The sequence below is a fragment of the Blastococcus tunisiensis genome (assembly GCF_900112815.1).
Taxonomy (GTDB): Bacteria; Actinomycetota; Actinomycetes; order Mycobacteriales; family Geodermatophilaceae; genus Blastococcus_B; species Blastococcus_B tunisiensis.
Genome location: NZ_FOND01000026.1, coordinates 18,420 through 38,947, shown reverse-complemented (window position 1 = coordinate 38,947; position 20,528 = coordinate 18,420). Strand labels below are relative to the sequence as shown.

Here is a 20,528-nt window from a genome sequence, read left to right as displayed (position 1 = left end):
TCACCTCTCCCAGAGCTGGAGGACCAGGTGGGTCTTGCTCGCGGAGAAGTTGTGCACGTCGGTCATGCGCAGGCCCGCCTCGCGCATGATCTCGTCGTCGTCGGTGGGCTCGGGGATGCGGTCGATGAGCCGGCGGACCAGCCAGACCCGGTCGGCGTCGGCCGGGGCGTCCTCCGGCGGCAGCACGACGTCGGGGCGCAGCTGGGGGGCCAGGGTGCGCACGTAGTGGTCGAGCCCCATCGCCGAGCGCTGGTCGGCGGCGACGACCGGTTCCCCGGCCCGGTGCAGCTCGGCGAGGGTCTCGACCAGCTCGTCCGAGCGCTCGCGCGGTCCGCGGTCGACCATCGGCGCGCTGGTGAGCATCGAGCAGACGAGCAGCAACCCCGCCGCGGGCAGGCGGGCGGGCCGCGGCAGGGCGAGCGCCCCGGCCGCGGCGAGCACGCCGACGCCGAGCAGCCCGGCGAGCAGGTAGCGGGGCAGGTAGACGGGGCGGACGAGCTCGGCGAGCACGAGCAGCAGCAGCGGCACGAGCGCCCAGGCCGCCGCCACCACCCGGACGCCGCGTGCCCGCAGCGCGCCGACGACGGCGAGGCCGACGGTGAGGACGAGGAGAGGGGGCCACCCTCCGGCCCAGGCCTGCACGGCCAGCGCCGGGAGGGCGCCGCCGGTGCCGGTCAGGTGCTCGGCGTTGCGCCCGCCGGTCCCGTTGAGCAGGTTCACCAGCACCATCCCGGCCGCGGGCAGGACCGCGAGGGCGCCGACCGCGAGCACCGGCCACGCCCGGCGACGCCGCAGGACCACGGCAGCGACGACGAACGCCGCGAGGACGGTGACGGCGTACCAGTGCATCAGCCCCATGCCGGCGCCGGCCAGGCCGAACAGCAGGAGGCCCCGCGGGGGGTCCTGGAGCCAGCGGGCCAGCCCCAGCAGCGCGCCCCCGGTGGCCAGCATCGCCAGCCCGTAGCTGCGCGCCTCCACCGACTGCTCCAGCACCAGCGGGCTGACGGCCAGGACCAGCCCGGCCAGGACGCCCGTCGCGCGGCCCGCCAGCCGGCCGACCGCCCGGGTGATCAGCGCCAGGCCGCCGGCCGTGCCCAGCAGGGAGAGCACCCGCAGCGAGGTGTCGCTCCCCGTCCCGGGCAGCGACATCCAGGCGTGCACGACGACGTAGTAGGGCGCGTTGTACGACGGCGGGACGGTCGCGAGGTAGTCGGTGGTGCCGCGTCCGTCGACGACGGCGGAGAGGATGTCGCCCAGGGGCAGCCGGCCCACCTCGGCGGTGAACAGCTCGTCGAACCACAGGCCGTGCCCGGGGCGGAGCAGGACCAGGCCCAGGACCAGGACCAGCACCGGCGGCAGCAGTTCGACCGGCGACCAGCGGAGGACGTCGGGGCGGGCTCCGGCGTCGGAGCGGCCTCGCGCGTCGTCCCGGGTCGCGGTTGCGGTCACCCCGAGAGGTTAGGCGAGCCTTGCCCGCCGTCTGTGGCGCCCGCCCGGTATGTCCCGCCGGGCGACCTGTCGATCCGGCGACCTGCCGATCCGCGTCAGAGACCCAGAGCGACCTTCGTCTGGTCCACCAGCTGGAAGTGCCCGACGGCCCAGAAGGCGACCCCGGCGGCGGCCAGCCCGCCCAGCGTGACGGCCGCGGAGGAGACCGGGTGCTGCCTGGCGTGCCGCCAGGCGTCCTGGGCCTTGCGGCGGAAGATGGCGAAGAAGCGGGCTGCCCACAGGAACTCGGCCGACCAGACCCAGAGCCCGAGCAGGACCGGCGGGATGGTCAGCGGCCCCGGCAGGGCGGTCAGCGCGATGCCGAGCAGGACGAAGAGCAGCCCGACGACGAAGACGCCGATCCGCCAGGGCAGCAGGAATCCCGGGGTGCTGTGCATCCTCTCCCGCAGCGACCCCGGCTTCACCGGTCGCGGCTTGCCGAGGCCGTCGGTGCAGTCAGGGCAGCGGGTGGCGCCGTCGTGGTGGACGGCCGTGCCTGAGGTCATGGCTCCGCAGCTACCCGCGACCTGCCGCGCTCATGCCGGTTGTGTGCAATGCATCTGTCACGTGCCGTAGCGCAGGACCGCCCGCTCGCGGGCCTTGGCGGCCTCCACCTCGCGGTCCTTGGGCGGGGCCGCCGTCACCAGGGAGCCCAGGAGCCGGGTCGAGGCGGCGGCGACCTCGGCCACGGCACGGTCGAAGGCCTCGGCGTTGGCCCGGGACGGCTTCGTCGTCCCGCTGATCTTGCGCACGTACTGCAGGGCCGCGGCCTGGATCTCGTCCTCCGTGGCCGGGGGCTCGAAGTTCGACAGCGGGCGGATGTTCCGGCACATGCTCCGCAGCGTAGGAGTGGCTGCGGGTCCTGCCCAGCCGTCGGCGCCCTGCCGGAGTGCCTGCTCAGGCGTGGAAGCCGGCCCGGTCGACCCTGCGGTGGTAGCGCTCGCCGAGCTTCCCGCCGATCAGCGCGCCGAGCAGGGTGACCAGCAGGATCGCCACCAGGGTGACGATCCCGGCGGTGGTGGCGGTGCCCTCGTCGATCGGGATGCGGGGCAGGTTCAGCTGCTGGAGCACGTTGTACTGGGCCCCGAGGATGGTGCCGGCGGCCGCCAGGACGACGACGACCGCCAGGCCGATCAGCCAGACCGCGACGCCCTGCCGGGCGCCGTCGAACCGGGCCATGCGGCCGGCGACGTAGCCGCCGGCCAGGTAGGCGACGAAGAGGACGACCAGGACGGCGACGCCGCCGCCCAGACCGATGGCCTGCACCTGGTCCCCGGCCTGCTCCGCCGCCTCGTCGGCGGTGTCCACCCCCCGGGCGAGGCCGAGCGCGACCCCGGCCGCGGCGAGGACGGCGATCAGCAGGACGGCGAGCCCGTTGGCCGACAGCCAGCCGAAGAACGCGGCCCCACCCTTGATCCCGCCGAAGGCGGCGCGCTGGGCCACCACCGCCGAGCGGGCATCGCCGTGCGGAGCGGGAGCGCCGTCGGTGCGGACCGGGGCGGTGTGCTCGCGGGGGTGCTCGCGGGGAGCCTCATCCCGGGGAGCGTCGAGCTGGGAACCGTCGTGCCGGGTGTGCTCGGTGTCGGCCATGCTGGGTCTCCTCCGTGCCGGTGGGTCGGGCGATCCCCCTGCGATCCGGGTCGTGGTGTCCGTGCCGGCCGGGGGCGAACCGGCGGCGGCGGACGCATCGCCCGTCCGGATGACGTCGACCACCCGGATGGAGGACCCGTGACGCTCCTGCTGGTGGACGCGGCCAACGTGGTCGGTGCCCGCCCCGACGGCTGGTGGCGCGACCGCGCCGGTGCCACCACCCGGCTGCTGACCCGGCTGGCCGGGCTGCCGGGCCGTCCGGTGACCGGTCCCGACGGCGGCACCGTCGTGTGCGCGGACGTCGTCGCCGTGGTCGAGGGACGGGCCCGGGACGTGCCGGCCCCGGACGGCGTCCGGGTCGAGCGCGCAACCGGTAGCGGGGACGACGTCCTCGCCGCCTGCGCCGTCCGGCTGGACGCGCAGGGGGCCCCGGTGCTCGTCGTGACGGCGGACCGCGGACTGCGCGCGCGGCTGCCGGCCGGGACGCGGGTGGCCGGACCGGGCTGGCTGCTCGCCGTCCTCGACGAACTGGGTTGTGCACCACCTGCATGAGCCGGACGGGTGCCGGGTAGCGGAGCCGGGACGCCGAGCGGGCCGACCGCCCTCCCGTCCCGCCCCGAGGAGCTGACTGCGTGCCCACACCCACCGATCCCGACGGTCCGCTGCGGGTCCTGATCACCGGGGCATCGAGCGGCATCGGCCGGGCCACCGCCGTGGAGCTCGCCGGACGAGGTTCGCGGCTGGTGCTCCTGGCCCGCGGCCGCGAGTCGCTCGAGGAGACCGCCGCGGAGGTGCTGGCCGCCGGGGCGGAGGCGGCCCTCGTGCGCCCGGCGGACGTGACGGACGCGACCGCGGTGCAGGCCGCCGTCGACGACGCCGTCGCCGAGTTCGGCGGCCTGGACGTGGTCGTGCACTCCGCCCAGGTGATGGCCTACGGCCGCATCGAGGACGTGCCGCGGGAGGTGTACGAGCAGGTCGTCGACGTGTCCCTGCACGGCACGGCGAACGTGGCCCGCGCCGTCCTGGCGGTGTTCCGCCGGCAGCGCGCCGGGCACCTCGTCGTCGTCAACTCGCTGCTCGGGAACATCGCCACCCCGCTGCTCGGCAGCTACGTGACGGCCAAGTGGGGCCAGCTGGGGCTGATCCGGGTGCTGCAGCAGGAGACCCGCGACGAGCCCGGCATCTCCGTCTCGGCCGTGCAGCCCGGCGGCGTGGACACCCCGATCTACTACCAGGCCGGGACCTGGGCCGGCAGCACCGGCCGCCCCCCGCTGCCGGTGTTCTCACCGCAGCGGGTCGCCCGCACGGTGCTGTCCACCGTCGACAAGCCGCGTCGCATCGTGCAGGCCGGCCTGCTCAACCCGGTGATCACCGCCGGCTTCCGGTTGCTGCCCGGCGTGTTCGACCTGCTGGTGGAGCCCCTCCTGCGGCGTCTGGCCATCTCCGGCGACGAGGTGCCGGCGACCGAGGGCAACGTCTTCGAGTCCCGGCCGGCGGGCAACGCGACCGAGGGGCGCTGGCGCAGCATCTAGGCCGCCGGGCGCCTGACCGTCGGGGCAAGCCGGAACCCGTCGCCTCGGGTGCCGCCGGAGGTGCTCGGGCTGTGAGCCGCTCCTACCTGGCGGGCCTGTTCGGGCAGGGCATCGGGCCGTCCCTCTCCCCGGAGCTGCACGAGCGCGAGGGGGCCCGGCAGGACCTCCGCTACGTGTACCGGAGCATCGAGCTGGACGACGCCCAGCTCGCCCCGGAGCGGCTGCGCGCGCTGCTGGCGCACGCCGTGGAACTGGGGTTCGACGGCCTCAACATCACCCACCCGGTCAAGCACGTCATGACGCCGCTGGTCGACGACCTGTCACCGGGGGCGGCCGCCATCGGCGCGATCAACACGGTGGTGATCCGCGACGGCTCGACCACGGGGCACAACACCGACGTCACCGGCTTCGCGGCGGCCGTGCGCCAGGGCCTGCCCGATGCAGACCTGGACGACATCGTCCTCGTCGGTGCCGGGGGCGCGGGGACGGCCGTCGCGCACGCACTCGCCGACCTGGGCGCCGGCGCCCTGCACGTGGTGGACACCGACCCGCACCGGGCCGAGCGGCTGCTGGCGACGCTCGGCCCGCGGCACGCCGGCCGCGGCACCACCCATACGCCCGACCGGCTGCCCGCCCTCCTGTCACGGGCGTCCGGCCTGGTCAACGCCACGCCCATGGGGATGGCTGCGCACCCGGGCTCGCCGGTGGAGGCCTCCCTGCTGCACGACCGCCTCTGGGTCGCCGACATCGTCTACCGCCCGCTGGTCACCGCCCTGGTGCAGTCGGCGACGGAGCGGGGGTGCCGGGTGCTCACCGGCGCCGGCATGGCGGTCAACCAGGCCGCCGACTCCTTCGAGCTCTTCACCGGCCGTCCCGCCTCCCGGGCGGCGATGGTCGCCGACTTCGACGAGCTCGTCGCCGGCGAGCTCCAGCCACCCGGGCGGACGGCATGACCGGCCGCCCAGCACGGACCCACCGGAACCCAACGAAGGGAAATCCCATGTCCAGTCGCATCCGGCACCGGCGCCCGCTCCTCGCGGCCGCCCTCCTCGCGCCCCTGGTCCTCACCGCCTGCGGTGGGGACGACGGGAACGACGGCGGAGGCGGGGGCGGTGGTGGTGGTGGCGAGGTCGAGCTGACCCTCGCGCACAGCTACACCGAGCAGCAGCCCCAGCACCGGTGCGGTGCGCAGGTGATCGCCGACGAGGTCGCCGCCGCCGACGTCGGGATGACGGTCGAGGTCTTCCCGAGCAGCCAGCTCGGGGGCGACGCCGACCGCATCCAGTCGGTGGTCTCCGGCGACATCGACATCGACATCCAGGGCGCCTCGGCGCTCGGTGCGGTGTACGAGCCGATGAGCGTCGTCGACGCCGCCTACGCCTTCGACGACGGCGAGCACCTGGCCCGGTTCTTCGGCAGCGACGCGTCCGAGGAGCTGAAGCAGGGCTTCGCCGAGGAGACCGGCGTGAACGTGCTCGGCGCGTGGTCGGCCGGGGCCCGCCACTTCACCGCGAACCAGCCCATCCGGACGCCGGAGGACCTCGACGGGCTGCGGATGCGGTTCCCGAACTCGCCGCAGTTCCTGATGAACGCCGAGGCCCTGGGCGCCGCAGCCACCGAGGTGGCCTACGAGGAGCTCTACCTGGCGCTGCAGCAGGGGATCGTCGACGGCCAGGAGAACCCGATCGTCAACATCTCCGCCTCCAACCTCGGCGAGGTGCAGGACTACCTGAGCCTGTCCGGGCACCAGGAGAACTCCAACCTGGTGATCGTCGGGCCGGTGTGGGACGAGCTGTCCGGCGAGCAGCAGGAGGCCCTGGACGCCGCGATCGACACCGCGGTCGAGCAGGTGCCCGGCTGCGTCGAGGAGGACGAGCAGACGATCCTCGACGAGTGGGAGGCCAGTGGCGCGTTCGAGGTGGTGGACGACGTCGACACCGACGCCTTCCGCACCCAGGTGGAGGAGTACCTGCGGGCGAACCTCAGCGAGGAGCAGCTGCCCGTCTACGAGGCGATCCGCGACTCGGCCGAGTGACCGGTCGCACCCCCGCACCCTCCCGGGGCGGCCGCGACGGCGGCCGCCCCGGTGGCGGGGTGCAGACCTTCCGCGGTCCGGTGGGCGCCGGGGCGCTGGGCCGCACGCTGATCCACGAGCACGTCTTCGTGGGCAGCACCGAGCTGGACGTGAACCACCCGCACCCGGAGTGGGACGAGGACCGGGCCGTCGCCCTGGCCGCGCGCCAGCTCACCGAGCTCTACCGGCTCGGGGTGCGCACCGTCGTCGACCTCACCGTCCTCGGGCTGGGCCGGGACGTCGCCCGGGTGGCCCGCGTCGCCCAGCAGGTGCCGGTGCACCTCGTGGCCTCGACCGGCTACTACACCGCCGACGTCCTCCCGCCCTTCTTCGGCACCCACGGGCCGGGCCGGCTGGTCGGCGGACCGGATCCGCTGGTCGAGTTCTTCGTCGGCGACATCGAGGTGGGGATCGCGGGCACCGGTGTCCGCGCCGGCATGCTCAAGGTGGTCACCGACGCCCCCGGCATCACCGACGACGTCGCCCGGGTGATGACCGCGGCCGCGGTGGCGTCCCGGCAGACCGGTGTCCCGATCACCACCCACAGCCGCCCCGACCTGCGCAACGGGCTGGACCAGCAGGCGTTCCTGCGGGCCGCGGGGGTCGACCTCTCCCGCGTGGTGATCGGGCACTGCGGCGACTCCGAGGACCTGCCGTACCTGCGGTCGCTCATGGACGCCGGCTCGACGATCGGGATGGACCGGTTCGGCATGGAGCACGTGCTGCCCGACGAGCGCCGGGTCGCCGTCGTCCTCGAGCTGCTGCGGCTGGGCTACGCCGACCGGATGGTGCTCTCGCACGACGCGGCGACGTTCAGCCGGGTCACGCCCCCCTCGTGGCGGGCCGCGCACGCGCCGCACTGGCGGTTCGAGACGATCCCGCGGCGGATCGTGCCCATGCTGCTCGACGGCGGCGCCTCGCCGGAGGAGATCGAGCGGATGCTGGTCACCAACCCGGCCCGGATCCTGGTCCCGGCCTGACCGGCCGCGTCCGCTCAGCTGCGGCGGAGCAGGCGGGCGAGCCGGTGCCGTCGTCCGCCGGTCAGCTCGGCCACCGTGGGCGGGGGCGGCTCCTCGGCCAGGCCCGCGTGCCGCTCGCGCAGGCGGGTCCGGACGTCGTCGGGCGTGTAGGCGCGCCGCTGGCGCTCGTTGCGGGCCAGCACGGCACCGCCGGCCGCGACTCCCGCGAGACCGGCCACTCCCAGCAGCTTCCAGAGGCGCACGGTCCGTAACGTAGCCGCTCGTGCCCCAGCTCACGCTCGACCAGGCCGTCGACCTCACCAGGACCGGCGACGTCTGGGTGTTCCGCGGTCCGTCGCTGGCCGACCGCGCGATCCGCGCGCTGACCAACGCGCCGGTCAACCACGTCGGTATGGCCGTCGTCCTCGAGGACATGCCGCCGCTGCTCTGGCACGCCGAGCTCGGCAGGTCGCTGCCCGACGTGTGGACCGGCGAGCACCAGCGCGGCGTGCAGCTGCACGACCTGCGCGACGCCGTCACCACCTGGCGCCGGCGCTACGGACAGCAGGCCTGGCTCCGGCAGCTGGTCGGTCCCGCCGAGGACGGTGGGGTGACCCCCGCCATGGAGGACGCCGTCCTGCGCACGATCGCCCGGCTGGACGGCCGGCCGTTCCCGACCACCCGCGGCCTGGCCCGTGGCTGGGTGAACGGCCGGCTGCGGCGGCAGACCGCCGCCGAGACCGTGTTCTGCGCCGAGCTCGTCGCCGCCACCTACACCGCGATGGAGCTGCTCCCCGGCGACCGGCCGCTCAACGCCTACGACCCGGGCAGCTTCTGGTCCGGCGACGACCTGGAGCTGCTCCAGGGCGCCCGGCTGGGGCCGGAGATCCCGGTGTCCGTGCCCCTCGCCGACTGAGTCCCGCTCAGCGACTGACCACCCGGTAGGTCGACTGCACCATGCCGCCGGCGAACGTCCGGGTGCGGACGTGCTCCAACTGGATGTCGGCGGCCAGCTCGCCGAACGGGGTGAGCCCGGTCCCGATGAGCACCGGCACCCGCGAGAGCGTCAGGTCCGCCACGAGGCCCGCACGCAGGAACGCGTGCACCGTCCGGCCGCCGTCGACGTACACCCGGTGGTACCCGGCGGCGGCGAGCGCCGCCGCGGCCGCGTCGACCGAGCGGTGCACGCTGGCGACCCGCGGGTCGGCCCCGTCGATGAGGGTCGTGCTCAGCACGTGCAGCGGCTTGCCCTGGTACGGCCACTCGTCGAACGGGGCGATGAACTCGTACGTGCTGCGCCCCATGACGATCGCGTCGATCCCGGCGACGAACTCGGCGAACCCGAAGTCGCCGCCCTCGCCGTCGTCGGGGGGGCCGTTCCCCTCGTCGCCGCCGGTGAGCCAGCCGATGTCGCCGTCGAGCCGGGCGATGAACCCGTCGACGCTCATCCCGAGGAAGACCGATCCGGTGAAGGGAGCATCCATGCCGTTCACTGTGGCGCAGGGGTACGACGGATGTCAGGGGTTGCGTTCCCCGTGCCGGGGCGGCCGCCCGCGCCGGCCCGGCGCAGGCTGCGGTCCGCGGCGGCGAGCACCAGGAGGGGGTCGATGCCGGAGGTGGGCGCCTCGCTGGTCCCCGGGAGGAGCCCCGCACCCCGATCAGGCGACCGGCGCCGGCGCCCGCGCCGACAGCCGGACGACCGTGTCGCCCGGCCGGGCCAGGTCGTCGTCGTGGGTGACGCAGACGACCACCCGGCCGGCCAGCGCGCGCCGGAGGTCGTCGACGAGGGCGGTCGCGGTCGGCGGGTCGAGGTGGGCGGTCGGCTCGTCGAGGAGGATGACGTCGCGGTCGGCCAGCAGCGCCCGGGCCGCGGCCAGCCGTCGCCGCTCGCCGCCGGACAGCGCGGTGCCGCCGGCGCCGACGGGGGTGTCGAGCCCGAGGGGGAGTGCGCTGAGCAGCGGGCCGAGCCCGGCCACGTCGAGCGCCGTCCGCATGCGGGCCTCCCCGGCCGGGCCGGCCAGCGCGCCGCGCGGTGCGGCCACCGCGAGGTTCGCGCGGACGGTGGAGGCGAACACGTGCGCGTCCTGCGGCAGCCAGGCCAGGTGCGACCGCACGCCGGTGCCGGTGAGGCGTCCGGTGTCGACGCCGGCCTGCGCGTAGCTGCCCGCGCGGGGCCGGAGCGCGGCCATGAGCACGGCGAGCAGCGTCGACTTCCCCGACCCCGACGGCCCCCGGACGACCAGCCAGCCCTCGCCGGTGGCCGCGCGGGCGTCCACCCCGGCCAGCACGTCCGGCCCGCCGGGCCAGCCGGCGACCAGCCCCCGGGTTTCCACGTCGTCGACCCGCGCCGGCGGGGGCACGGGCTGCGCCGGGTCGGCCGGGACCGGCGCGTCGAGGACGGCGTCGAGCCGGGCGCGGGCGTCGGCCAGCGCACCCCGCCGCTGCAGCGCGCCGACGAGGCCGGCCAGCGGCTCGGCCAGGGCCAGCGGGGCCAGTGCCAGCGCGGCCGATGCCGGGCCGCCCAGGTCGGCCCGGGCGGCGAGCGCGGTGGCCAGCACGGCGGCCAGGCCGGTGCCCGCCACGACCAGCCCGGTGGACAGCGCCGCGGCCCGGGCGCCGGTCCCGGCGGAGCGACCCTGCCGCGCGGCGAGCGCCGCGAGATCGGCCGCCGTCCGGCCGGCCAGCCCGTGCGCGCGCAGATCGGCGGCGCCCTCCAGCGCCGTGGCCGTCTCGCGCAGCGTGGCGACCTGCAGCGTGCCGGCGGCCCGGGCGGCGCCGGCGTCGAGGGAGCGGTGCACCAGCAGCATCAGCCCCGCCGTGACGGCGAGGGTCGCGGCGATCGCACCGGCGGCGGGCAGGTCGACGAACGCGAGGACGGCGACGGTGGCCGCCGGCACCACGATCGCGACCAGCAGCGGCGGGCGCACCCGCACCGTGAGGTCCTGGACGAGCCCGATGTCGCCGACGACGCGGGCCAGCGCGGCTCCCGGGGCCCGGTCGGCGGCCAGGCCCTGGGCGGCCAGCGCCCGCCACACCCGTACCCGGGTGCGGGCGGCGAGCCGGAGCGCGGCGTCGTGCGCGGCCAACCGCTCCAGCCAGCGCAGCGCCGCCCTCGCGACGCCGAAGCCGCGGACGCCGGCGGTGGCGACGAGCAGGGTGAGCACCGGCGGCGCCTCGGCCGCCCGGACGATCAGCCAGCCCGAGACGGCGGTCAGGGCGATGCCGGCGCCGGCGGAGAGGCTGCCGAACAGCACGGCCCGGCGCATCGCCCGCCGCACCGCCCCCGGACCGGCGGCGTCGACGCCCCCGTCCTCGAACGCCACGGAGCTCGTCGGTGCCGGGGCGCCGGGGGCCTGCGGCGTCGGGTCGGCGTCCGCGGTGGGGCGCTGGTCGGGCGCGGGGAGCGCCACGGTGCGGTCGGCGAGAGCGGCCAGCCGCGGGTCGTGGGTGACCAGCAGCGTGGTGACCGTGCCGCGCAGCCCGGCCAGCACGTCGGCGACCAGCGCGGCCGCCTCCTCGTCCAGGTGCGCGGTCGGCTCGTCGAGCAGCAGCAGCCGGGCACCGCGGCGGATGCGCACCAGGGCCCGGGCCAGCCCGACGCGCTGCAGCTCGCCGGGGGAGAGGCTCTCCGGCGCCCGGCCGGCCAGCTCGCCGGCGCCGACCCGGGCCAGCGCCTCCACGACGTAGGCCTCGCCGACGATCGCGTCGATCCCCGGCTCGCAGCCGGCGTGCCGGCGCAGCTCGTCGGCGACCGTCCGGCCGGTCGTCCGGGGGAACTGCGGCGCGTACGCGACCGCGCCGGCGGGGACCCCGGCCAGCGCGCCCGTCAGCGCCGCGCCGGGGGGCAGCCCGCCGGCGAGCGCGGCCAGCAGGGTCGACTTGCCGGAGCCGCTGGGACCGGTCACCGCCACCAGGTCGCCCGGGCGCAGCACCAGGTCGGTGGGCGGCAGCGCGGGCACCGACCGGCCGGGGTACCGGACGGTCAGCCCGTGCACCGCGACGTCGGCCCCGCGCGGGTCGTCGTCGCCGGCCGTGGCCGCTGATCCGCGGGTCGTGGCCGGTGCGGCGGGGGCCGGGTCGGGAGCGGCCAGCACCGCCCGGGCCTCGGCCGAGGCGAGCCCGGCGTCCTCGGCCGCGTGGTGGGCGGCGCCCAGGGCGCGCAGCGGCGCGAACGCCTCGGGGGCCAGGAGCAACGCGGTGAGGCCGAGGGTCAGGGCGAGGTCGCCGTGCAGCAGGCGCAGCCCGACGGTGACCGCCACCAGGGCCACCGACAGGGTGGCGATCAGCTCGAGGACGAGGGCGGAGAGGAACGCCACCCGCAGGGTGGCCAGGGTGCGCTGCCGGTGGGTCTCGCCGAGCGCGGCGAGCGCGGCGATCCGCTCGGCGGCGCGGCCCAGCCCGACGAGCACCGGCAGCCCGCGGACCAGCTCGGTGACGTGCGCGGCGATGCGGTCCAGCGCGCGGGCCGGGTCCGCGGTCGCGTCCTGCGTGTAGCGGCCGACCAGCACCATGAAGACGGGGACCAGCGGCAGGGTGACCGCGACCAGGAACGCCGAGAGCAGGTCGGTCGCGGCGAGGACGACCAGCAGCACCGGCGGGACCACCAGCGTCCGGGCCAGCGCCGGGAGGTAGGTGGCCAGCGCCGGCCCCAGGTCGTGCAGCCGGGTGGTCGCCAGGACGGCCGCCGGACCCGTGCCACCCGCCGCGGCCACGGCCGCGGGGGAGGTGGCGAAGCGGTCCAGCAGCCGCCGGCGCAGCTCGTCCTCGGCGCGGCGGGCGTCGCGGGCGGCCTGCGCCTCGCCGATCGAGCCGGCGGCGGCCCGCACCGCGGCGCCGGCCGCGGCCAGCAGCAGCGGCGTGGTCGCCGGACCCTCCGCGAAACCGGCGACCCGCGCCACCGCGTGCGCCAGGCCGGCCGACAGCAGCACCAGGCCCGCCGTCTGCCCCAGCGCCGCCAGGGCCGACCGGACCAGGGCGCCGCGCAGGCCGGGCACGCCGGCCAGCGCGCCGAGGGGGCCCCGGGACGGACCGGGGCGGGTGCTCACGCGGGCACCTCGCCGGGGGCGGGGGCGGTGCCGGCAGCCGGAGCGTCCTCGTGCTGCGGCTCGGCGGTCAGCCGCTTCCGGAAGACCCAGTAGGTCCACGCCTGGTAGCCGAGCACGACCGGCAGCCCGACCGCGGCGACCCAGGTCATGATGGTCAGCGTGTAGTCGCTGACGGATGCGTCGGCGATGGTCACGTCGAAGGCGGCGTCGATCGTCGAGGGGACGACGACCGGGTACGCGGCGCCGAAGATGGTCGCGGCCGACGACACGAGCATCACCGCCCAGCCGGCGAACGCCTGCCCCTCGCGGTCCACCCTGATCCGGACCCAGGTGACCAGGACCGCGAGCGCGGCGATCGCCCACAGCACCGCGGTCACGGGCGTCCCGTACCGCAGGTGCACGATCAGCGCCCAGGCGAGCAGCGGCAGCGCGGCGACGGGCGCCCAGCGCAGCGCGAAGGCGCGGGCGCGCAACCGGATGTCGCCGTCGGTCTTCAGCGCGAGGAACAGCGCGCCGTGGACGACGGAGAAGGCGCCGACCGCGGCCGCACCGAGCAGGGCCGTCCAGCCCACCCCGGCGAGGCTGCCGCCGACCCGGATCCCGTCGGCGTCGATCGGCAGGCCGAGCGTGGTGGTGGCCAGCGCGGCGCCCACGCCGAGCGCGGCGATCAGCGAGCCGGCGGTGATCACGTGCGTCCAGCTGGAGTCCCACCGTGCGTCGTGGGACTGGTGCCGCCACTCGAAGGCCACCGCCCGCACGATCAGCCCCAGCAGCACGAGCACGAACGGCAGGTAGAGCGCCGGCAGCCAGGTGGCGTACCAGCCGGGGAAGGCGGCGAACACCGCGCCGGCCGCGGTGATCAGCCACACCTCGTTGCCGTCCCAGAGGGGACCGATGCTGCGCAGCATGAGGTGCCGGTCGGCGGGCGTGCGGCCCAGCACGGGCAGCAGGGCCGCCACGCCGAAGTCGAATCCCTCGAGCAGCAGGAAGCCGGTCCACAGCACGGCGACGGCGGCGAACCACAGGGTCTGCAGGTCCATGACTCTCGTCCTCGGTGATCTGTCGTCGGGGGGTCAGTAGGCGAACTGGAGGACGTCGTCGTCCGGGCGGCGGCGTTCGCGGCCGTCCTCCCCGGCGCCGCCGGCGTCGCCGTCCGGCCCCTCCCGGCGGTCGTCGTCCGGTCCGGTGCCGACCGGGGTGGGGCTGGTGTCGCCGGCGGTGATGCCGGCGCGGATGAACCGGGTGAGCAGGCCGACCTCGATGACCGCGAGCAGGCCGTAGACGAGGGTCAGCGCGATCAGCGACGTCCACACCTCACCGGCGGTGACCCCGGGGGAGACGGCCTGGGCGGTGAAGAACCAGATCTGCTCGTCGACCGCCACGTCCGGGTTCGGGACGACGACGAACGGCTGGCGGCCCATCTCGGTGAAGATCCAGCCGGCGGCGTTGGCCACGAACGGGGCGCCCACGGCGAGCAACGAGCCGTAGACGCCGATCCGTGAGGTCGGGATCCGGCCGCGCCGCGTCGACCACAGCGCGTAGCCGGCCACCCCCGCCGAGACGGCGCCCATGCCGATCATCAGCCGGAAGCTCCAGTAGGTCACCGCGAGGACCGGCTGGTAGTCGATCGGCTCCCCGGCCAGGTTGCCGAACCGCGACGGGTCGTCGGGGTAGGTCGCGCCGTAGACCTCGGAGTACTCCTCCTGCAGCTGGTTGACCCCCGGCACCTCGCTGGAGAAGTCGTTGTGCGCGAGGAAGGAGAGCAGCCCCGGGACGGTGATGGAGTGGACGTCGTCGCACTCGTTGGAGCCGAGCTTGTTCCACGCGAAGATGGAGAACGACGCGGGCGCCTCGGTCTCGCACAACGCCTCCGCCGAGCTCATCTTCAGCGGCTGCTGCTGGTACATCAGCTTGCCCTGCCAGTCACCGGTGAGGGCGACCAGCACGAACGCGGCCAGCGACACCCAGCCGCCGATCCGGACCGACCGGTGCCACACCCGGTGGTCGACGTCCTCGGCCGACCGCCCGGCCAGCTTCCGCTTCCGCAGGTGGTAGAGCCCGACGCCGACCAGCAGCGCACCCGCGACCATCAGCGAGGCGACGATCGTGTGGCTGAAGGCGGCCAGCGCGGTGTTGTTGGTCAGGACGGCGAGGAAGTCCATCTGCACGGGCCGGCCGGTCGTGTCGTCGGCGACCACCCCGACCGGGTGCTGCATCCAGGCGTTGGCCGCGATGATGAAGTAGGCGCTGACGACCGAACCGATGACCGCTGCCCACAGCGCGGCCAGGTGCACCTTCTTCGGGATCCGGCCCCAGCCGAAGATCCACAGGCCGAGGAAGGTCGACTCGAGGAAGAAGGCGAGCAGCGCCTCGAGCGCCAGCAGCGAGCCGAAGACGTCGCCGACGAAGCGGGAGTACTCGCTCCAGGCGAGCCCGAACTGGAACTCCTGCACGAGCCCGGTGGCCACCCCGAGCACGAAGTTGATCAGGTAGATCTTCCCCCAGAACCGGGTCAGCCGGAGCCACTCGGGGTTGTCCGTGCGCACCCACATGGTGTGCAGGACCACGAGCAGGATCCCCAGTCCGATGGTCAGCGGGACCATCAGGAAGTGGTAGACGGTCGTGATGCCGAACTGCCACCGGGCGATGTCGAGCACGTCCACCGCGGTCTCTCCCTCGTTCTAGGCCGACGCGTTCTTTTCTACGCCCTGTAGAAGACAAAGTTCTACGTCTCGTAGACAATCGGCGTGTGAGTCGTGGAACAGGGAGGGACCTTTGGCCTCATTAGGGGAGCTGGAGCGCACTGTGATGGACCGCCTGTGGGCGGCCGGAGGTCCTGTCGCCGCGGCGACGCTGCGGGACGAGCTGGCCGACCGCGGGCTGGCCCTGACCACGGTGCACACGGTGCTCACGCGCCTGGAGCAGAAGGGCTTCGTCGAGCACGACGACGCCCGTCCGCGGCGGTTCCGCCCGCGCGCGAGCCGGGAGGACCACGCGGCGGAGCTGATGCGCGAGGTCCTCGGCACGGCTACCGACCGCCAGGCGGTGCTGGCCCGCTTCGTCGGGAGCGTCGACGCCGACGAGGCACGGATGCTCCGGGAGCTGCTCGCCTCGTCGTCCGACGAGCCCGCCGGCTGACCGCACCCGACGTGCTGCCCGCCTCCGCGGCGTCCCTCGCCGTCCTCGCCGCGCTGCTGGCGTGGCCGGTGCCCGCCCTGCTCTCCCGGGCCCGGTGGCCGCGACGAGACCCCTTGGTCGCCCTCGTCTGCTGGCAGGCGCTCGGGCTGGCCGGTGGCCTGTCGATCATCGGCGCGCTGCTGGTCCACGGCCTGGCGCCGTGGGGGCACTCGCTGCCCGAGGCGACGTGGTCGGTGCTCACCGGTCACCCGGCGGCCGAGGCGGTCCGTGGCGACCACTGGGTGGCCCTGACCCTGGCCGCCGTGCTCGCGCTCGAGCTGCTCGGCGTGCTGGCGCTGTCGTGGGTGCGGACGGCGCGGGCCCGCCGACGGCATCGGGAACTGCTGGAGCTGGTGGTCCGGCCGTCGGAGGAGCTGCCCGACACCCGGCTGCTCGAGCACCCCGCGCCGGTGGCCTTCTGCATCCCCGGCGCCCGCCCGCTGCTGGTGCTCTCGTCGGGGATGGTCGCCGAGCTGGACGGGGACCAGCTGGCCGCGGTGGTCGCGCACGAACGGGCGCACCTGGCCGAGCACCACCACCTGCTGCTGTTGCCGTTCCTCGCCTGGGAGGCCGCGTTGCCGGTGCTGCCGGCGGCCGGCCGGGCGCACTCGGCGGTGCGTGCGCTCGTCGAGATGCGCGCCGACGACGTCGCCCTGCGGTCGCTGACCGGGCCGGCGCCGCGCCGCACGCTCGCGCGGGCCATCGTGGCGGCGGCCGGCGGAGCCGGGGGAGCGGGCGTGCCCCGCGGGGCGCTCGCCGTCACCGGAGGCCCCACCGCGGCGCGGGTGGTGCGGCTCGTCGAGCCGCCGGCACCGCTGCCCGCGGCCGCCCGGTGGGCCGCGCTCACCGCGGCAGGTCTGCTACTGCTCCTGCCGACCGCCCTGCTGCTGCTACCGGCTCTCTGAGCGCGGTGCGACCGCCAGTGCCACGGCGGCATAGGTGGCGGCCAGGCCCCCGCTGATCCGGGCGGCCCGGCCGTACCGGGGCGAAGCGACGAACGGCACCATGCTGGCGGCGTGCAGCAGGTCCACGGCGGAGCCGAGCCGGACCAGCGCCGGGCGGGGTGCCACGACGACCGTCCCGTGCTGGACCAGGAGCCGGGCGCCGAGAGCGCGCACCAGCCACACGCGGTCGTGCGGGAGGGCCGGGGCCAGCGCGTCGACCACCTGCTGAGGCCGGGTGAGCAGCGCGATCCCGGTCGACGCGCCCGCCAACGCCATGGCGCGCGTGAGCAGGCGTCGGACGCGGTCGCTCGCAGGCCTCGGGGTCACACCGGAGAAGTTAGTCGTGGACAGTCGGCCCCTGCCCACCACGGTGGGCAGGGGCCGACTGTCCGCCGGTGCTCAGGCGGACGGGACGTGAGCGACGCCGCCGGGCGCGGCCGTTCCCCCGGGCACCGCCGTCGTGGCGTCGCGGTTCTCCGCGAGCGGCGCGAAGCCGCGCAGCCGCAGGCTGTTGGTCACCACGAACACCGAGCTGAACGCCATGGCTGCGCCGGCGATCATCGGGTTGAGCAGCCCCGCTGCCGCCAGCGGGAGGGCGGCGACGTTGTAGGCGAACGCCCAGAACAGGTTGCCCTTGATGATGGCCAGCGTGCGCCGCGCCAGCCGGATGGCGTCGGCGGCCACCCGGAGGTCGCCGCGCACCAGGGTCAGGTCGCTGGCCTGGATCGCGACGTCCGTGCCGGTGCCCATCGCCAGCCCGAGGTCGGCCTGGGCCAGGGCGGGGGCGTCGTTGACGCCGTCGCCGACCATGGCCACCGTCCGGCCCTCGTCCTGCAGCCTCCGGACGACGTCGACCTTGTCCTGGGGGAGCACCTCCGCGATGACCTCGTCGATGCCCACCTCGGCCGCGACCGTCCGCGCGACGGTCGCGTTGTCGCCGGTCAGCAGGATCGGCGTGAGCCCGAGGTCGCGCAGCTGCCGGACGGCGGCGGCCGAGCCCGGCTTCACCGCGTCCGCGACGACGAGGACGCCGCGCGCGGCGCCGTCCCAGCCGACGGCGATCGCGGTCCGGCCGGCGGTCTCGGCGTCGGCGGCCGCCCGCTCCAGGTCGTCCGGCAGGGGGATCGACCAGTCGGCGAGGAGCCGCCGGCGGCCGACGACGACCGCCGCGCCCTCGACGACGCCGGTCACCCCGAGCCCCTCGGCGTTGGCGAACCCCTCGACCGGAGGGAGCGAGCCGGTGCGCTCGGCCGCGGCGCGGGCCACCGCCTGCGCGATCGGGTGCTCCGACGCCGACTCCAGGGCGCCGGCCAGCCGGAGCAGCCGGTCGGCGTCCTCGCCCGCGGCCGGGACGGCGTCGACGAGCGTCATCCGCCCGGTGGTCACGGTGCCGGTCTTGTCGAGGACGACGGTGTCGACCCGGCGGGTGCTCTCCAGAACCTCCGGCCCCTTGATCAGGATGCCGAGCTGCGCGCCGCGGCCCGTACCGACCATCAGCGCCGTCGGCGTGGCCAGGCCCAGCGCGCAGGGGCAGGCGATGATCAGGACGGCGACGGCGGCGGTGAAGGCGGCCGGCAGCCCCGCGCCGGTGCCGATCCAGAAGCCCAGGGTCGCGGCGGTCAGGGCGAGCACGATCGGGACGAAGATCCCCGAGACGCGGTCGGCCAGCCGCTGCACCTCGGCCTTGCCGTTCTGGGCGTCCTCGACCAGCCGGGCCATCTGGGCGAGCTGGGTCTCCGAGCCCACGCGGGTGGCCCGCACGACCAGGCGGCCGCCGGCGTTGACGGTCGCCCCGGCGACGGTGACCCCCGGTCCGACCTCGACCGGCACCGACTCCCCGGTGAGCATCGAGGCGTCGACGGCCGAGGAGCCCTCGACGACCTCGCCGTCCGCGGCGATCTTCTCGCCCGGCCGGACGACGAACCGGTCGCCGACGGCGAGGTCGTCCACCGGGATCCGCCGCTCGGCGCCGCCCCGCAGGACCGACACCTCCTTGGCCCCGAGCTCCAGCAGGGCCCGGAGCGCGGCGCCGGCCTGCCGCTTCGACCGGGCCTCGGCGTACCGCCCGGCGAGGATGAACGTGGTCACCCCGGCAGCGGCCTCGAGGTAGATGTTGGCGCTGCCGTCGGTCCGGGCGATGGTGAGCTCGAACGGGTGCGTCATGCCCGGGATGCCGGCGGTGCCGAGGAAGAGGGCGTAGAGCGACCAGCCGAAGGCGGCGAGCGTGCCCAGCGACACCAGCGTGTCCATGGTCGCCGCGCCGTGCCGGGCATTGGTCCAGGCCGCCCGGTGGAACGGGGCGCCGCCCCACACCACCACCGGTGCGGCCAGGGTGAGCGAGAGCCACTGCCAGTACTCGAACTGCAGCGCGGGGACCATCGCCATCGCGATCACCGGCACGCTCAGCGCCGTCGACACCAGCAGCCGTTGCCGCAGGGGCCGCACCGGATCGGCCGCCTCCTCGGCGGGCTCCTCCCGCACGGGAGAAAGGACCCCGTCCTCCTCACCCCTCGCAGGCTCGGGGCGAGCCTCTGGACGGGGCCGAGGAAGGGATGCCTTGTAGCCGGTCTTCTCGACGGTGGCGATCAGGTCCTCCGGGGTGACGCCGTCGCCGAAGGAGACCTTGGCCTTCTCGGTCGCGTAGTTCACCGTCGCGGTCACGCCGTCGAGCCGGTTGAGCTTCTTCTCGATGCGGTTCGCACACGACGCGCAGGTCATGCCGCCGATGAGCAGCTCCAGATCGGTGGTGGAACTGTCCGTGGGGGTGCTCATCCGTGCTCCTCCTCGTGTGCGTCCGCCCGCACCGTGAACTCCGCCGTCCGGACGACGTCCTCGTGCCGGAAGTCCAGGAACAGCCGGTAGTCGCCGGCCGACGGGGCGGTGGTGGCGAACCGGATGTGGGGTCCGGGCGCAGCCGGGGCGCCGCCGGGCTCGCCGACCGGGTGGGCGTGCAGGTAGGCCAGGTCGCCGTCGCGGAGAACCACCAGGTGGCCGAAGGCGCCGAGGTAGGGCTGCAGGTCGGCGACCGGCCGGCCGTCCCGGCTGACGCTGAGGGTCAGCTCCGACTCGCGGCCCGGCTCCAGGGATCCGGTCAGGACGACCGTGTAGCCGTCGACCTCCGCGGTCAGGGTCTCGGCGGGCAGCGGCGCCGGTGCGGAGTCGCCGGGGACGGCGAGGTCGGCACCGAGCGTCAGGTTCTCCCCGAGCGCGCTGGGGGTGAAGTCGGCGAACAGCCGCCAGCTGCCCGGGTCGAGGTCCAGCGGGGCCCGCCACGTCCCGTCCGGTCCCCGCTCGGGGTGGACGTGCTGGTAGCCGGTGAGGTCGCGGCGGACCGCGATCAGGTGCAGGTCGACGTCGTGGTCGACGTCGTAACCGGTGACCGCCTCGCCGTCCGGCCCGAGGATCCGGAACTCGACCGGTGTCGAGGCGCCGGCCGGGAGCGAGCGCTCCGCGAGGTCCAGGGTGTAGCCGCTCGCCGAGACCGCCAGCCCGGCGGGCAGGTCGGTAGGCGCCGATTCGTGGCCGGCTGCGTCGTCGTGGGCGGGAGCCGCCTCGGTGCCCATGTCGTGCTGCTCGGCGGCCGCCTCCGTGGCGGGCCCGACCGGGCCCACCAGGCTGCCGACGCCGAGGGCGGCACCGAACGCGGCGAGCAGTCCGGCGCCGAACCCGGCGAGCTTGAGCGGGGTGTTCATGACGTGCCCTTCAGCAGCTGGAGTGCG

Annotated in this window: 20 protein-coding genes; 8 read left to right on the top strand and 12 right to left on the bottom strand. The window is 75.6% G+C overall.

The features are described 5' to 3' along the window. The 4 genes from BM142_RS22010 to BM142_RS21995 all read right to left on the bottom strand — a co-directional run bounded on the left by BM142_RS22010 (position 1) and on the right by BM142_RS21995 (position 3,078). On the bottom strand, positions 1 to 1,449 hold the full coding sequence (locus tag BM142_RS22010; RefSeq protein WP_092203307.1) for a glycosyltransferase family 39 protein: 1,449 nt from the start codon (positions 1,447 to 1,449) through the stop codon (positions 1 to 3). Positions 1,450 to 1,544: 95 nt separating this feature from the next. Continuing rightward, complete coding sequence (locus tag BM142_RS22005) at positions 1,545 to 1,994, bottom strand: PGPGW domain-containing protein (protein WP_092203305.1); 450 nt, start codon at positions 1,992 to 1,994, stop codon at positions 1,545 to 1,547. Between the two features lie 57 nt (positions 1,995 to 2,051). Next, the gene (locus BM142_RS22000; protein ID WP_092203303.1) at positions 2,052 to 2,321 is read right to left on the bottom strand and encodes a DUF2277 domain-containing protein; all 270 of its coding nucleotides are present in this window, start codon (positions 2,319 to 2,321) and stop codon (positions 2,052 to 2,054) included. Between the two features lie 64 nt (positions 2,322 to 2,385). Then, positions 2,386 to 3,078 carry a hypothetical protein gene (locus BM142_RS21995; RefSeq protein WP_254791145.1) on the bottom strand — a complete coding sequence of 231 codons (693 nt, stop codon included), beginning with the start codon at positions 3,076 to 3,078 and terminating at the stop codon, positions 2,386 to 2,388. A 138-nt stretch (positions 3,079 to 3,216) separates the two neighbouring features. Here BM142_RS21995 and BM142_RS21990 point away from each other — a divergent pair, with 138 nt between their 5' ends. The 5 genes from BM142_RS21990 to BM142_RS21970 all read left to right on the top strand — a co-directional run bounded on the left by BM142_RS21990 (position 3,217) and on the right by BM142_RS21970 (position 7,664). Then, the gene (locus tag BM142_RS21990; RefSeq protein ID WP_217640841.1) at positions 3,217 to 3,630 is read left to right on the top strand and encodes a hypothetical protein; all 414 of its coding nucleotides are present in this window, start codon (positions 3,217 to 3,219) and stop codon (positions 3,628 to 3,630) included. A gap of 80 nt (positions 3,631 to 3,710) precedes the next feature. Beyond that, entirely contained in the window at positions 3,711 to 4,610 is a 900-nt protein-coding gene (locus BM142_RS21985; RefSeq protein WP_092203301.1) for an SDR family NAD(P)-dependent oxidoreductase, read from the top strand. A 71-nt stretch (positions 4,611 to 4,681) separates the two neighbouring features. Further along, entirely contained in the window at positions 4,682 to 5,563 is an 882-nt protein-coding gene (locus tag BM142_RS21980; RefSeq protein ID WP_092203299.1) for a shikimate dehydrogenase, read from the top strand. 47 nt (positions 5,564 to 5,610) lie between these two features. Then, positions 5,611 to 6,645 carry a DctP family TRAP transporter solute-binding subunit gene (locus BM142_RS21975; protein WP_092203297.1) on the top strand — a complete coding sequence of 345 codons (1,035 nt, stop codon included), beginning with the start codon at positions 5,611 to 5,613 and terminating at the stop codon, positions 6,643 to 6,645. Continuing rightward, positions 6,642 to 7,664 (top strand): phosphotriesterase family protein, encoded by a 1,023-nt coding sequence (locus BM142_RS21970; RefSeq protein WP_217640840.1) that lies wholly within the window; start codon positions 6,642 to 6,644, stop codon positions 7,662 to 7,664. Before BM142_RS21975 ends, BM142_RS21970 begins: the two co-directional genes overlap by 4 nt. Before the next feature lie 14 nt (positions 7,665 to 7,678). On the opposite strand, the gene BM142_RS21965 is transcribed toward BM142_RS21970, so the two are convergent. Beyond that, entirely contained in the window at positions 7,679 to 7,906 is a 228-nt protein-coding gene (locus BM142_RS21965) for a hypothetical protein (RefSeq protein ID WP_092203295.1), read from the bottom strand. 20 nt (positions 7,907 to 7,926) lie between these two features. Here BM142_RS21965 and BM142_RS21960 point away from each other — a divergent pair, with 20 nt between their 5' ends. Beyond that, positions 7,927 to 8,559, top strand: a complete 633-nt coding sequence (locus BM142_RS21960; RefSeq protein WP_092203294.1) for a hypothetical protein — start codon at positions 7,927 to 7,929, stop codon at positions 8,557 to 8,559. Between the two features lie 7 nt (positions 8,560 to 8,566). Here BM142_RS21960 and BM142_RS21955 read toward each other — a convergent pair whose 3' ends face one another. The 4 genes from BM142_RS21955 to BM142_RS21940 all read right to left on the bottom strand — a co-directional run bounded on the left by BM142_RS21955 (position 8,567) and on the right by BM142_RS21940 (position 15,351). Beyond that, positions 8,567 to 9,127: a dihydrofolate reductase family protein gene (locus BM142_RS21955; RefSeq protein WP_092203292.1), complete on the bottom strand. Its 561-nt coding sequence runs from the start codon at positions 9,125 to 9,127 to the stop codon at positions 8,567 to 8,569. 174 nt (positions 9,128 to 9,301) lie between these two features. Then, positions 9,302 to 12,688 (bottom strand): thiol reductant ABC exporter subunit CydC, encoded by a 3,387-nt coding sequence (cydC, locus tag BM142_RS21950; RefSeq protein WP_092203290.1) that lies wholly within the window; start codon positions 12,686 to 12,688, stop codon positions 9,302 to 9,304. Beyond that, on the bottom strand, positions 12,685 to 13,728 hold the full coding sequence (cydB, locus tag BM142_RS21945; RefSeq protein ID WP_092203288.1) for a cytochrome d ubiquinol oxidase subunit II: 1,044 nt from the start codon (positions 13,726 to 13,728) through the stop codon (positions 12,685 to 12,687). Before cydB ends, cydC begins: the two co-directional genes overlap by 4 nt. Before the next feature lie 33 nt (positions 13,729 to 13,761). After that, positions 13,762 to 15,351, bottom strand: a complete 1,590-nt coding sequence (locus BM142_RS21940) for a cytochrome ubiquinol oxidase subunit I (protein ID WP_092203286.1) — start codon at positions 15,349 to 15,351, stop codon at positions 13,762 to 13,764. A gap of 112 nt (positions 15,352 to 15,463) precedes the next feature. On the opposite strand from BM142_RS21940, the gene BM142_RS21935 reads away from it, so the two are divergent. Beyond that, a complete protein-coding gene (locus BM142_RS21935) occupies positions 15,464 to 15,826 on the top strand; it encodes a BlaI/MecI/CopY family transcriptional regulator (protein WP_092203284.1) in 363 nt (120 codons plus the stop codon). 11 nt (positions 15,827 to 15,837) lie between these two features. After that, complete coding sequence (locus tag BM142_RS21930; protein WP_092203282.1) at positions 15,838 to 16,770, top strand: M48 family metalloprotease; 933 nt, start codon at positions 15,838 to 15,840, stop codon at positions 16,768 to 16,770. Here BM142_RS21930 and BM142_RS21925 read toward each other — a convergent pair. The 3 genes from BM142_RS21925 to BM142_RS21915 form a co-directional block, all read right to left on the bottom strand. After that, entirely contained in the window at positions 16,756 to 17,136 is a 381-nt protein-coding gene (locus BM142_RS21925; protein ID WP_139228983.1) for a hypothetical protein, read from the bottom strand. The two genes, BM142_RS21930 and BM142_RS21925, sit on opposite strands and share 15 nt — an antisense overlap. A 72-nt stretch (positions 17,137 to 17,208) precedes the next feature. Next, entirely contained in the window at positions 17,209 to 19,581 is a 2,373-nt protein-coding gene (locus BM142_RS21920; protein ID WP_092203278.1) for a heavy metal translocating P-type ATPase, read from the bottom strand. Continuing rightward, positions 19,578 to 20,501 (bottom strand): hypothetical protein, encoded by a 924-nt coding sequence (locus BM142_RS21915; RefSeq protein ID WP_092203276.1) that lies wholly within the window; start codon positions 20,499 to 20,501, stop codon positions 19,578 to 19,580. Before BM142_RS21915 ends, BM142_RS21920 begins: the two co-directional genes overlap by 4 nt. Positions 20,502 to 20,528: the final 27 nt, after the last annotated feature.